Source organism: Streptomyces sp. NPDC048297 (genome assembly GCF_043201585.1).
Taxonomy (GTDB): domain Bacteria; phylum Actinomycetota; class Actinomycetes; order Streptomycetales; family Streptomycetaceae; genus Streptomyces.
The window spans coordinates 22,516-34,512 of sequence record NZ_JBICZA010000009.1; the positions used below are offsets into that span (position 1 = coordinate 22,516).

The window sequence follows — 11,997 nt, forward strand, 5'->3', positions numbered from 1 at the left end:
CCCGACCGGTCGGCTCAGGGCGAGGCGATCGTCGCGACGATGGCGATGATCACGAAGATGGCGAAGAACGAGCCGAAGACGATGAGCATCTTCTTCTGGCCGTTCTGCGGGTTCGGGTCGAGGACAGGCTGCTCCATGCGCCCAGTCTCGCACCCTTCGTCCCGCACTGATCGCGCGGGGCGGGCGAGTCGGCAGGGTCCGACGAGTCGGCAAGGTCGGCAGGGTCAGCGGGGTCGGCCTGATGGAACAGCTCGGCCCGGTCGGGCGGGTCGCGGCTAGGACCTGGCCTGCTGCGCCGCCTCCTCCTCCACCGTACGATCGCGGCCCGCCAGGACGCCGACGGCCATCTGGGGCAGCATCAGGCCGGCCATGAGGGCGATCGGCACTCCCCAGCCGCCGCTCTGCTGGTAGAGCACGCCGACCAGCAGCGGGCCGGGGATGGAGATCAGATAGCCGGTGCTCTGCGCGAACGCGGACAGCTGGACGACGCCCGGACCGGTCCGGGCGCGCATGCCGACCATCGTCAGGGCGAGCGGGAAGGCGCAGTTGGAGACGCCGAGCAGCAGGGCCCAGGCCCAGGCGCCGGCGGCCGGCGCGAAGTACAGGCCGGCGTATCCGGCGAGGCCGCAGACGCCCAGGGCCAGCACGATCGGTCCCTGGTGGGGCAGCCGGGTGGCGAGTCGCGGGATGACGAAGGCCAGTGGCACACCCATCACCATGGTGACCGCGAGCAGCAGGCCCGCGGTGCTCGCCGGGACGCCGGCGTCGCGGAAGATCTGCGCCATCCAGCCCATCGTGACGTAGGCGGCGGTGGCCTGGAGACCGAAGAAGACGGCGAGGGCCCAGGCGGTGCGGCTCCGGGTGATCCGCAGCGGGGCCTGCCGGTCCTCCGCCGCGGACGCGGTCTGCGGGGCAGGGGTGGGGGTGGGGGTGGTGCCGGTGCCCCGGTCGCGCACGAGCGGCAGCCAGGGCAGGACGGCGGCGGCCGAGAGCCCGGCCCAGACGGCGAGCCCGTACTGCCAACTGCCGCCCAGGGCATCCGTCGCGGGCACGGTGACGGCCGCGGCGAGAGAGGTGCCGAGGGCCAGCGCCATCGAGTACAGGCCGGTCATGGAGCCGACTCGGTCAGGGAACCAGCGCTTGACGATGACCGGCATCAGAATGTTGCTGACGGCGATGCCCATGAGGGCGAGGGCGCTGGCGGCCAGGAATCCGGCCGTGTTCCCGACGAAGGGCCGGATCAGCAGGCCGGCGGTGATGGCGACCATGCCGGCGCACACCACGGCGGCGGGGCCGAAGCGGCGGGCCAGGCGGGGCGCGGTGACGCCGAAGATCGCGAAGCAGAGAGGGGGCACGGAGGTGAGCAGCCCGGCGACGCTGCCGCTCATGCCGAGGCCGTCGCGGACCTCCTCCAGGAGCGCGCCGAGACTGGTGATGGCCGGGCGGAGATTCAGCGCGGCCAGCATGATGCCGACGACGACCAGCCGTGTCGTCCACGCGCGCGTGGGGGGCGCCTTGCGGACGCCTGCCGGGGTGGTCGTGCCACGCTCGGGCGACGGCACCGAAGACGTCGTAGATGACTCCATATGTGTTTCCGCGGTCCTGGTTTCCTCGCTAGCCATACCGACCATCATAGAATCATGGGATGATTGGTTGTCCATTCCCGGAGGTCCATCGCCCGGACCTCCCGTGCGAAGGTGAGCCATGCCTCTGACCCACCCGCGTCGTTCGGTGCTGTCCGAGCAGGTCATCGCCGAGTTGCGCAATCAGATCACCTCGGGCGAGTGGCCGGTCGGCTCCCGCATCCCGACCGAGCCCGAGCTGGTCGAACAGCTCGGCGTCGCCCGCAACACCGTCCGCGAGGCGGTCCGGGCGCTCGCGCACAACGGCCTGCTGGACATCCGCCAGGGCTCCGGCACCTACGTGGTGGCGACGAGCGAGCTGGCAGGCGTGATGCACCGCAGGTTCGCCGGCGCCGATCCGCGGCACATCGCCGAGCTGCGCTCCACGCTGGAGTCGGCGGCGGCGAAGCTGGCCGCCGAGCGGCGTACCGAGAAGGAACTCAAGCAACTGGAAGCCCTGCTCACGCGGCGCGAGGATGCCTGGCAGGCCGGGGACGCGGAGGCCTTCGTGACGGCCGACTCGACCTTCCACCTGGCCGTGGTGGCCGCCTCCCACAACGACGTCATCACAGCGATGTACGCCGACCTCGGCGAGGTGCTGCGGGACGGGCTGCGCGCGGGCGTCGGCGCCGAGCTGACGCCGGAGGGGCGCATGGACCACACCCGGCTGCTGGACGCGATCCGCGCGGGGGACGCCCAGGCGGCGGCCACGGAGGCGGCGAGCTATCCGTTCCTGTGCCGTCCGGACCCGCTCAGTGGCCCTTCTGGTGACTGATCCAGACCGAGCGGACCTCCTTCCAGCAGCGTCCGGTCAGCCGTACGGTCATGGCGGCCCCGGTGTCCACGGGGGCGCTGTCGGTGTCGATGTCCCACCAGCGGGCGCACTCGATGTGCAGGCGTACCCGGTCGGTGTCGACGTACGGGTTGTGGCAGTAGGCGACCACATGGGATCTGTTCACGGCCGTGCGGCAGGCGGCGCCGAACAACTGCGGCGCGGGCGGCTTGCCGTCGTTCACGCGCGCGTGCGGCAGCGCGTCGCACGGCAGGGACAGGACGAGGGCCAGGGCAACGGTCAGCGGGGCCAGGCTGCGGGACAGACGCACAAGGGGACCTCCTGGGCCGGCTGCGGAGGGGTGCGCGCGGTGGACGCTGCCTCAAGGGTGCGCCGTCGGGGCGGTCCCGGCCCGGCCGGAGGTCCGAACGGATGAGCCGCGGAACGGGACGGACGAGCCGCGGAACGGGCCGAGGCCCGCACCCTCGAGAGGGTGCGGGCCTCGGCCGTCGCTCAAGCGGAACGACAAGCAGCAGCGGCAACGGCAGCAACCGGAGCGGCAGCCCCAGCCGCAATCGCAATCGCAACCGCTACCGCTACCGCTACCGCTACCGCAGCGATCAGGCGCCGATGGCGTGCAGGCCGCCGTCCACGTGGATGATCTCGCCCGTGGTCTTCGGGAACCAGTCGCTCAGCAGGGCGACGATGCCCTTGCCGGCCGGCTCCGGGTCCTTGAGGTCCCACTCCAGCGGGGAGCGGTGGTCCCACACGGAGGCCAGCTCGCCGAAGCCCGGGATGGACTTGGCGGCCATGGAGCCGATGGGGCCGGCCGAGATGAGGTTGCAGCGGATGTTCTGCTTGCCCAGGTCGCGGGCGAGGTAGCGGCTGGTCGCCTCCAGGGCGGCCTTGGCCGGGCCCATCCAGTCGTACTGCGGCCAGGCGTACTGGGCGTCGAAGGTGAGGCCGACGACCGAGCCGCCGTTCTGCATCAGCGGCAGGCAGGCCGTGGTGAGCGACTTCAGGGAGTACGCCGACACGTGCATGGCGGTGGCGACGGACTCGAACGGCGTGTTGAGGAAGTTGCCGCCGAGCGCGTCCTGCGGGGCGAAGCCGATGGAGTGGACGACGCCGTCGAGGCCGCCCAGCTCCTCGCCGACGAGGTCGGCCAGGCGCGCGAGGTGCTCGTCGTTGGTGACGTCCAGCTCGATGACCTTGGTGGGCTTCGGCAGCTTCCTGGCGATGCGCTCGGTCAGCGTGGGCCGCGGGAACGCGGTCAGGATGATCTCCGCGCCCTGCTCCTGGGCCAGCTTGGCCGCGTGGAAGGCGATGGAGGACTCCATCAGCACACCCGTGATCAGGATGCGCTTGCCCTCGAGGATTCCGCTCATGGTGATCAGTGACCCATTCCCAGTCCGCCGTCAACGGGGATGACGGCTCCAGTGATGTACGAGGCGTCGTCCGAGGCGAGGAACCGCACCGTGGCGGCGATCTCCTCCGGCTGCGCGTAGCGGCCGAGCGGCACCTGCGAGACGATGCCGGCGCGCTGCTCGTCGCTCAGCGCACGCGTCATGTCGGTGTCGACGAAGCCGGGCGCGACGACGTTGAAGGTGATGTTGCGCGAGCCCAGCTCACGGGCGAGGGAGCGCGCGAAGCCGACCAGGGCGGCCTTGGAGGCGGCGTAGTTCGCCTGCCCCGCCGAGCCGAGCAGGCCGACCACGGAGGAGATCAGGACGACACGGCCCTTCTTGGCCCGCAGCATGCCGCGGTTGGCGCGCTTGACGACGCGGAAGGTGCCGGTGAGGTTGGTGTCGATGACCGAGGTGAAGTCCTCCTCGGACATGCGCATCAGGAGCTGGTCCTTGGTCACACCGGCGTTGGCGACCAGTATCTCGACCGGACCGTGCTCGGCCTCGATCTCCTTGTAGGCCTGCTCCACCTGCTCGGGGTCGGTGATGTCGCACCTGACGGCGAGGCAGCCCAGCTCCGTCAGGGCGGCCGGCGGCTCACCCGAGCGGTACGTGATCGCGACCTTGTCGCCTGCGTCGGCGAAAGCGCGGGCGATGGCGAGGCCGATGCCCCGGTTTCCTCCGGTGACGAGAACCGAGCGGCTCAACGGATCACCCTTTCGATAGCGGTCTGATGCGTTCCGAACAACCCGCCCGGACACCTCGATGACAGGCGGCTTCACCGAAAACCTATCGGTAGCGCCGCGTCCCAGGGCGAGCGGGCACCGACAGTGGCGCGGTCCGCCTCCTGTCGGGTCCCTACAGTCGGCGGGCTGCCGAGGAGCCCCGTATCAGTCCGCCATTCCAGGGGCGTGAGCGGGCAGGCCCTCGGTGCGAGCTGTCTCGAGCATTCTCAGGTCGTATGTCACGAGTGCGGTCAGGTCGTCCCGCAGGGACAGCGCGCTGGCCACATGGATGGCGTCCAACGTCCTCAAACGCCCGATCAACAAAGCCGCCCCGTCACGCACCTCTCGGGTAAGAAGAATCTCGGTGATCCGGGCGTCCAGATCCTCCATGGCTTTAGGGAAGTGCCCTACGAGGTCCAGAGTCCGTACGGTTTCCACGAACCCGAGCGTGCTGGTGGCCAGCGGCTCCGTGAGTCGCTGCTGCAGGAAATCGTCCAACTCGGCCCAATGACTGCGGCGGGTCATCCACGTGACCAGCGCCGATGTGTCCATGTAGATCAACGGTCGTCTTCCTCGCGCTCCGCCATGAGCACCGCCAGAGGGTCGACATCCTCCGGGACCTTGTAGTGCGGCATGCCGTGCCGATCGGCAGCGGTAACCGGCTTCAGCTTGATCTTTCCCTGTGCCACCAAATGCGCGTAACGCTCCATAGGGCCCCCGGCCGGCGACAGTATGGCGATCACGTTGCCGTGCCGGGTGACCTGGATGGCCTCCCCCTTCTCGACACGCGCGAAGACGGCGCTCGGGTTGTACGAGAACTCGCGAACAGAAATGGTGCTCATGCCGGGCTCCCTTACTGCCGCAGACATTGTGCCTACGTCTTCGCAATTGTACCCACAACGCCTGGACGGCGGCCCGCAAAGCCGCTCACCCGAGTGCGGGGTTTCCGCAGCACTTCTTGTACTTGCGCGCCGAACCGCACCAGCAGGGGCCGTTGCGGGGCGGGGGCCAGTAGACGGCCTGACCGCCGCGAGCCAGTTCCGCCGCGTACGCGGACCACGTGGCTGCGGCGGCGGCAGACTCGCCGGTACTGCGCGCGTATGCCTCCAGACCACTTACCGTCGCCCGACCGACCGCCAGGTGTGTGCCGCCCTGGTCCGACAGCTCCCGCAGGGTACGTTCCACCTGCCGCAGATGGCCGGCGTGGTCATCGCCGTACGAGCTCGCGGCGGACGGCCAGCGCTGAAGCAGTCGGACGAACTCCTCCTGCGGCCAGAACAGCAGGCACGTCGCCGGTGGACTGTGCAGCGTCCCATCCTCGGCCAGAGCGTCCGCGAGCTCCTCGAACTCTGCCGCCAGGGCATCGGGGCCGCCGTCCGCCAACCTCGCCAGACGAACTGGGTCGTGCAGTTCGTCCAGGGGGCGCATCCGGCCGTGCAGAGGCGACGCACGCCGCTGGTGCAGTTCGTCCGCCACGTCGTCCCAGTCGTCGTGCGCCTCACCGAGCAGGCGGCGCACCCGGTGGCGGCCGATGAGCAGCGTCTCCACGTCGAAGCCGTCGGAGCCGTCGGAGGATTCCTCCACAGTGTCCGTTGTCACCGGCGTACCGGCACCCAGGACGTGTGCGATGCCCGCCGTGAACCACGGGGCCGCAGCCGCCGCCCCGTCCTCGGACTCGAAGGCCTCGGCGACGAACGTCCAGGCGCCCCCGTCCCGGGGATGGCGCCTGCGGAACGCGGCGGCCGCCGCGCGGGCCTCGTCCCCGCGCCCGGCATCCCACAGCGCGCTGATGCGCAACGCGTCCACCAGATCCGGCTCCCGGCAGCCCCCGCCCTGCGGGTCCAGCAACCGCTCGTACAGGGCAAGCGCACGCTCGTGCTCGCCGGCGTCGCTCCATGCCTCGGCTGCTTCCCGGAGCAGATCCTCCTGGTCCTCGGGGTACTGTTCCGCCAGCCGTACGCACTCCTCGGCGGCCTGAGCGGGAGAGAGTGCGGGCGCGGCCACACGGAAAGCCGGGGCGCGCCCGCTCGTGCGCTTCGTCTTGCTCTTGCCGGTCGTACGGCGCTTGCTGGACATGGACTCACCGTAGTGTCGCCGAAGTCGAGCGCGCCGGGGAAACTCTCGGCATCACCGCCAGGGACGACGTGTGTGTCCTTCCGTCGGCGCTCTCCCCGGCGTCACGGGGCTCACACGGCACTCACCGTGCGCACGGCGACGACGGACTCGGCGAGGGCCGCGATATCGGACGCCAGGTCACGCCAAGGACGCGCGAGATCGAGGACGTGCTGCCAGATCCTCAGTCTCTCCTCCCCCACCGGCACTTCCACCAGGCCTGGTGCACCCGAGGCGTAGACGAGATGGCCTTCGGAGAGACCGAGGCGGACGCAGTAGGCGGTCATCTGGTAAAGGTCGTCCCGCTGGGGTCTGGTCTTGAACTTGGCGTCGAGGACGACGGCCTGACGCAGCACCCCGTCGTGCGGCGAGGGAAGGTAGTGCACGAGATCCGGCTTGAGTACGTGTCTGCCTTCCACGTCCAGGAAGAAGTTCCGGTCCTGCGGCTCGGGCCTGCCACCGACGCGGTGGCGCAGAGCCTCGCCGACCGCTCGTGCCAGGTACGCCTCGAAGAGCCGCCACATGGTCACCAGCATCCCGTCCACGGCGATCTCCCCCTCCCGGCCGTCGCCGAGTTCGTACGAGGCACCGCGCAGGACGAGGTCCGCGAGGGCGAGAGCATGTGCGTAGCGGGCATTGCGCCGGTCGAGGGTCCAGTGCGGGGCCGGGGCTCCCGCGGGCAGGATGCGCACGCCGTCCAGGCGGGCGGTGAGGCGCTGGAGGGCGGCGCGTGGGACGGGATCGAGACCGGGGACACGCAGGAGTCGACGGGCGGCAGCGAGGAGAAGACGGTTCTCCGGGATGTCGGGGGTGTGGTCGTCGTAGAGGACTTCCAGAGGCACCGGGACGCCTGGCCTGCGGCGGAGCTGGTCGGCGTGGCGGATGCGGCCGCGGACGACGGGCAGCGTGTCGTACGTCTCCCGGTAGTCGTGCAGGACGCCGTGCAGCAGGGCCCGGTCGGCGGCGGAGACGAAGGCGTGTGCGAGAGCGGGCAGGAGGTCGGGGCGGGCCTCGGCGGCGACGGGTCTCGGGTCGAAGTGGACGCGGTCCGGGGCGTACGAGACGAGGTGGAGGAGGCGGTCGACCGGCACCTTGGGGGTGATGGTCAGCTGGACTGTGCCGTCACCGGAGCCGAGACGTACGGAACCGACCCGGTCCCGGGCCTTCAGCCGCCAGTGCGTGGCTGTCGCGGGGCGCATCTGGACGAGTTTCTCGTGCTCGGCGAGCGTCCGGGCCTGGGCCGGCGTGAGGTCCCAACTGGTCCAGCTGTCGCCCTCCTTGAGAGGGATGAGCCCGGCGGTGTCCCGGCAGTGGTGGGGCGGCCGGGTGCGGTGGGCGGTCACGGGTTCGCGGGGGCAGAGTCTTCGTCGGACACGGCGCCGACAGCACCGGCAGCGCCGTCGCCGCCCAGGGGGATCCCCAGCCGGTCGCACAGGACCGGGAGCCCGTAGACCGCCTCCACGTCGGTGCCGTCACCCCAGTGGTGCTCGGTGAGGAGCGGGATGATCTGGGTGCGCCACAACCGTTCGAGAGCGCCGTCACCCGCGTGGGCAAGGTCCTGCATGAAGTAGGAGGGGCCGACGCGGAAGGAGCGGTCGCCGGGGGTGTTCGCGGCGAGCAGGCGGTTGATCTCGTCGAGCAGGCGGACATACGAGTCGTCGTACACGTCCGGGTCGCCGCCCTGTCGCTCCGTACGTCTGCGCAGCCAGGAGGCCAGTACACCCGTCACGGGCGGGGTGTCGGGGTGCAGTTCCATGAAGGAGAAGCGGCGGCGCATGGCTGCGTCCATGTACGCCACCGAGCGGTCGACGGTGTTCATGGTGCCGAGGATGTAGAGGTTGGGCGGGAGGCGGAAGCCGCGGCCGTCGTCGGAGCCGTAGAGGAGGTGGACGCGCTCGGTGCGGTACTCCAGGAGGAAGTACAGCTCGCCGAAGATCTTGGCGAGATGGCCGCGGTTGATCTCGTCGACGACCAGGACGAAGACCTCGGCCGGGCGCCGCTCCGCCTCGTCGGCGAGCTTGCGCAGCGGTCCCTTGACGAGGTCGTAGCCGAGCCCGCCGCCCGTGTCGCCGTCCTGCTTGCCCGCCAGGCGGGGTCGGATGCCCTCGAAGAAGTCCTCGTAGGCATAGGCGGGGTGGAACTGGACCAGGCGGACGTTGGTCGCGCTGGAGGCGCCGGCCAGGTGGCGGGCGAGGGCGAGGACGGTGTACGTCTTGCCGGTGCCGGGCGGCCCGTGGAAGATCAACTGCGGTTTGGCGCGGAGGAGTTCGACGCAGTCCTGGAGCCAGGTCGCGTCGGGCATGTGCAGCGCCTCGGCAAGCTCGGAGGTGGCGTCGGGCAGGACGGCCGGACCGGTCGGGAGCGAGGACGAGCGCGGCATGTCGCCGATCAAAGCGAGGACGGTCTCGGCGTACTCGGTGGCCTCCAGGACCTGGGAGTCCGCGTCCTGGACCACTCCGGAGAGCCCGGAGGGCAGGTCCTTGAAGAAGTCCAGAGGCTTGCTCAGGTTGCGCCAGTCGACGGGGCGCTCCAGCCGCTCCGTGCCATGAGTGGCCGGGCCGCCCACCACTCCGACGTACGTCTCGAAGCCGTCGGTGGACAGCACGATGTCGCCCTTGCGCATGCGGTTGAGGAAGGCGTCGAGCTCGTGGGCGACGGCCTCCCTTCGGGACGGTGCGCTGGCGGGGAGCGCCGCCTCGACCACCTTGCGGACGCTGTTCAGATCGCGGGCGGCCAGGGTCGGGGGCTGGAAGCCCGTGTCGAGGGTGACGACCGAGTCGTCACGCCACGGTCCCCGGATGAGGGGGACGCCGGTGGCCGCGTCCACGCCCCGGATGATCCAAAGCTGTCGGGGCAGGTCCTCGTCGTCCGCCTCCGCAGCCTCGGGCGGCTGCGTCGCCGCGGCCAACGCCTCCCATACCGGCATCCGCCGGTCGGGCAGTGCGCGGACGGTGTCCACGCTGCTCCGCCCCTCGTCGAGCAGGCCTTCCTCGCTGAGCAGCGAGCGCCACTGGTCGCGCTCGAAGGGCCACATCGGCAGCCCGGCCCCCGCCTGCCCGTCCTCCCCGAGCGCCAGATACCAGCCCGGCGGGCGCGTCCCGCGCAGTACCGGCCCGAGGACACCCGGATCGACGTCGAACTCGGAGGCCAACTCCTTCAGGGTGACCCAGTGCCCGCCGTCGGGGAGCTTTTCCAGCGCGGTGACCGCGACGTTGATGAGGAGCTGCTGCCGCTCCCACCGCCGGTAGCGCCGGCCCGCCTCCCCGTAGAAGTCGACCGGGTCCGGCCAGCGGTCGAGTGCGTCGAGGCCGATACCGGTCAGCTGCCAGCGGCGGTTGCCCCGGTAGAGCCATCCGGCCCTGACGAGGTTGATCGCGGCCCGGTTCACGTAGTCCTTGAAGGGCGTGTTGTTCTCCTGCGGGGAGTCGTCCGCCGCGCTCGCCCAGTCCGCCTCCAGTCGTGGCCTGAGCACGAGGACCCGCTCCCACAGCTCCCGGAAGACCATGCCGTCCTGGGTCGCGTCCCTGCGCAGGACGGTGGCAGCGGTGTGGAGAGCTTGGGCCACGACGGTGCTGATGGTAGGCACGGCATCCAATCTTCCGTCGACTCGACAGGCGGATAAGCCTACTTGGCGCTACTGACACTGGCCGAAATCGCACTCCGCCCAGACGGTCTTCCCGGGTCCCAGCCGGTCAGCGACGCCCCAGCGCGTGGCGACGGCCTCGACGAGGAGCAGTCCCCTGCCGCTCTCGGCGTCCGCAGGGGGCTGGGCCCCCGGTTCGGGGGGCTCGGGTCGCCCAGGGTGGGTGTCGGACACTTCGACGCGTACGACACCGGCGGCACGGTCGTGGCTCAGGCGCAGCTCGAAGTCGCGGCCGGGGACGCAGCCGTGGAGGGCAGCGTTTGCGGCGAGTTCCGCGACGACGAGAGCGACGGTCTCGGAGGCCGGGCTGCCGTACGGCACGCCCCACAGGTCGAGCCGGTGTACGGCGAGTCTGCGGGCGAGGCGGGCCCCTCGGCGCGTGGCGGAGAACCGCTGGACGAACACACTTACGGTAACGGCTGCTTGGGCCTCTGGCGCTGGCATGAAGCCAGCGTTCTGGTCCCGCCTGTCCCGCCAACAGGTACGACACCCATACAGACGCGGCTGTATCAGTGCACACTCTGGACTGGGTGGGTAACTCCCCGTGACCCTGGGTGGGTTGGGTGGGGTTGGTGAGGACGCGGAGACGTGAGCACGGGAGGCGCGCGGCGATGACGGTGGACCACGGCGGAGGCGGTACGAGCAACACTGAAGCGGAACTCTCCGACAGTCTCAAGACCTTCGGCGCGGTCCTGAAGGCGCTGCGGGAGGAATCCGGCCTGACGCAGGAGGAGTTCGCGCTGCAAGTGCGGTACTCGGCCGCGTACATCGCCAAGATCGAGCAGGGGAAGCGGTTCCCGCCGGGGGATCTGCCGGCGCGGGCGAAGGAATTACTGGGGCCGGTCGGGACCAAGATCCTCTCGGCGGCGGCGAGGAGCCTGACGAGGAGGGCGGGGCTGGCGTCGTGGTTCCGGCAGTGGGCGGGGATCGAGGAGGAGGCGATCTCCCTGTATGCGTATGAGTGCCGGGCGGTGCCGGGGTTGTTGCAGCCGGAGGGATACATTCGGGCGATCTTCGACCGTCAGATTCCGCCTCTGTCCGAGGAACAGTTCGAGCGACAGTTCGCAGCCCGGCAGGAACGGCAGCGGCTCCTGGCGGAGCGCCCGAACACAGCGTTCTCCTTCCTCATCGAGCAGGCTGTTCTGGAACGCCGGCTCGGAGGTAAGGAGGTGACACGGGAAGTCATCAACAACCTCTTGGAGCAAGGCAGCCGCCGGAACGTCGAGATCCTGCTCATGCCCCTGCGGCAGGAGGATCACTCTGGCGTCGATGGCCAGATGTACCTCGCCGAACGCGACAATCACCAGTGGGTCGGCTATGTCGAGGGACACGACAGCAGCACGCTGCTTGCCGACCCCAAATTGGTCAGCTCCATGCTCCAGCGCTATGGGAAGATGCGGTCACAGGCACTGAGTCGCATGGCCACTGTGGACCTGCTGAGGGAGATGCAAGGAGCGCTATGAGCACGGAACTGGCCTGGTTCAAGAGCAGCTACAGCGGCAGTGGCGGCGGCAATTGCGTGGAGGTCGCCATGCGCCCCGAGGCGGTCCACGTCCGCGACTCCAAGGACAAGGGCATCCGTCCCCTCGCCGTCACGCCGGCCGCCTGGGCAGCGTTCACGGTACTCGCGGCGGGCTCGTCTCTGGACGGCTGAGTTCACGCCGTATGTGACGTTCACGGGCGGGCACGGGAGTTGGTCTCGTGCCCGCCCGTCGGT

The 11,997-nt window shown here is 70.2% G+C and carries 14 protein-coding genes; 3 read left to right on the forward strand and 11 right to left on the reverse strand.

Annotated features, from left to right (window positions below; all coding sequences use genetic code 11):
- Positions 1 to 14: 14 nt before the first annotated feature.
- On the reverse strand, positions 15 to 137 hold the full coding sequence (locus ACGFYV_RS12055) for an SGM_5486 family transporter-associated protein (RefSeq protein WP_393878243.1): 123 nt from the start codon (positions 135 to 137) through the stop codon (positions 15 to 17).
- A gap of 138 nt (positions 138 to 275) precedes the next feature.
- Positions 276 to 1,634, reverse strand: coding sequence for a CynX/NimT family MFS transporter (locus ACGFYV_RS12060; RefSeq protein WP_393878244.1), 1,359 nt, complete (start codon positions 1,632 to 1,634; stop codon positions 276 to 278).
- A gap of 70 nt (positions 1,635 to 1,704) precedes the next feature.
- On the opposite strand from ACGFYV_RS12060, the gene ACGFYV_RS12065 reads away from it, so the two are divergent.
- A complete protein-coding gene (locus ACGFYV_RS12065) occupies positions 1,705 to 2,397 on the forward strand; it encodes a FadR/GntR family transcriptional regulator (RefSeq protein ID WP_393878245.1) in 693 nt (230 codons plus the stop codon).
- Here ACGFYV_RS12065 and ACGFYV_RS12070 read toward each other — a convergent pair.
- From ACGFYV_RS12070 to ACGFYV_RS12110, 9 genes are all read right to left on the reverse strand, one after another.
- A complete protein-coding gene (locus ACGFYV_RS12070) occupies positions 2,375 to 2,725 on the reverse strand; it encodes a hypothetical protein (RefSeq protein WP_393878246.1) in 351 nt (116 codons plus the stop codon). The genes ACGFYV_RS12065 and ACGFYV_RS12070 overlap by 23 nt on opposite strands.
- A gap of 289 nt (positions 2,726 to 3,014) precedes the next feature.
- Complete coding sequence (gene fabI / locus ACGFYV_RS12075) at positions 3,015 to 3,782, reverse strand: enoyl-ACP reductase FabI (protein ID WP_393878247.1); 768 nt, start codon at positions 3,780 to 3,782, stop codon at positions 3,015 to 3,017.
- A 5-nt stretch (positions 3,783 to 3,787) separates the two neighbouring features.
- The gene (gene fabG, locus ACGFYV_RS12080) at positions 3,788 to 4,507 is read right to left on the reverse strand and encodes a 3-oxoacyl-[acyl-carrier-protein] reductase (protein ID WP_393878248.1); all 720 of its coding nucleotides are present in this window, start codon (positions 4,505 to 4,507) and stop codon (positions 3,788 to 3,790) included.
- A gap of 183 nt (positions 4,508 to 4,690) precedes the next feature.
- Positions 4,691 to 5,077, reverse strand: coding sequence for a type II toxin-antitoxin system VapC family toxin (locus ACGFYV_RS12085; RefSeq protein WP_393878434.1), 387 nt, complete (start codon positions 5,075 to 5,077; stop codon positions 4,691 to 4,693).
- A 5-nt stretch (positions 5,078 to 5,082) separates the two neighbouring features.
- The gene (locus tag ACGFYV_RS12090) at positions 5,083 to 5,367 is read right to left on the reverse strand and encodes a type II toxin-antitoxin system Phd/YefM family antitoxin (protein ID WP_393878249.1); all 285 of its coding nucleotides are present in this window, start codon (positions 5,365 to 5,367) and stop codon (positions 5,083 to 5,085) included.
- An 85-nt stretch (positions 5,368 to 5,452) separates the two neighbouring features.
- The gene (locus ACGFYV_RS12095; RefSeq protein WP_393878250.1) at positions 5,453 to 6,601 is read right to left on the reverse strand and encodes an SEC-C domain-containing protein; all 1,149 of its coding nucleotides are present in this window, start codon (positions 6,599 to 6,601) and stop codon (positions 5,453 to 5,455) included.
- Positions 6,602 to 6,711: 110 nt separating this feature from the next.
- The gene (locus ACGFYV_RS12100) at positions 6,712 to 7,980 is read right to left on the reverse strand and encodes an McrC family protein (protein ID WP_393878251.1); all 1,269 of its coding nucleotides are present in this window, start codon (positions 7,978 to 7,980) and stop codon (positions 6,712 to 6,714) included.
- A complete protein-coding gene (locus ACGFYV_RS12105; protein ID WP_393878252.1) occupies positions 7,977 to 10,223 on the reverse strand; it encodes an McrB family protein in 2,247 nt (748 codons plus the stop codon). Before ACGFYV_RS12105 ends, ACGFYV_RS12100 begins: the two co-directional genes overlap by 4 nt.
- 48 nt (positions 10,224 to 10,271) lie before the next feature.
- Positions 10,272 to 10,685, reverse strand: coding sequence for an ATP-binding protein (locus ACGFYV_RS12110; RefSeq protein ID WP_393878253.1), 414 nt, complete (start codon positions 10,683 to 10,685; stop codon positions 10,272 to 10,274).
- A 206-nt stretch (positions 10,686 to 10,891) separates the two neighbouring features.
- On the opposite strand from ACGFYV_RS12110, the gene ACGFYV_RS12115 reads away from it, so the two are divergent.
- Both ACGFYV_RS12115 and ACGFYV_RS12120 read left to right on the forward strand, forming a co-directional pair.
- The gene (locus ACGFYV_RS12115; RefSeq protein ID WP_393878254.1) at positions 10,892 to 11,743 is read left to right on the forward strand and encodes a helix-turn-helix domain-containing protein; all 852 of its coding nucleotides are present in this window, start codon (positions 10,892 to 10,894) and stop codon (positions 11,741 to 11,743) included.
- Positions 11,740 to 11,934, forward strand: coding sequence for a DUF397 domain-containing protein (locus tag ACGFYV_RS12120; RefSeq protein WP_393878255.1), 195 nt, complete (start codon positions 11,740 to 11,742; stop codon positions 11,932 to 11,934). The genes ACGFYV_RS12115 and ACGFYV_RS12120 overlap by 4 nt, the downstream gene beginning before the upstream one ends.
- The last annotated feature ends 63 nt before the right edge of the window (positions 11,935 to 11,997 follow it).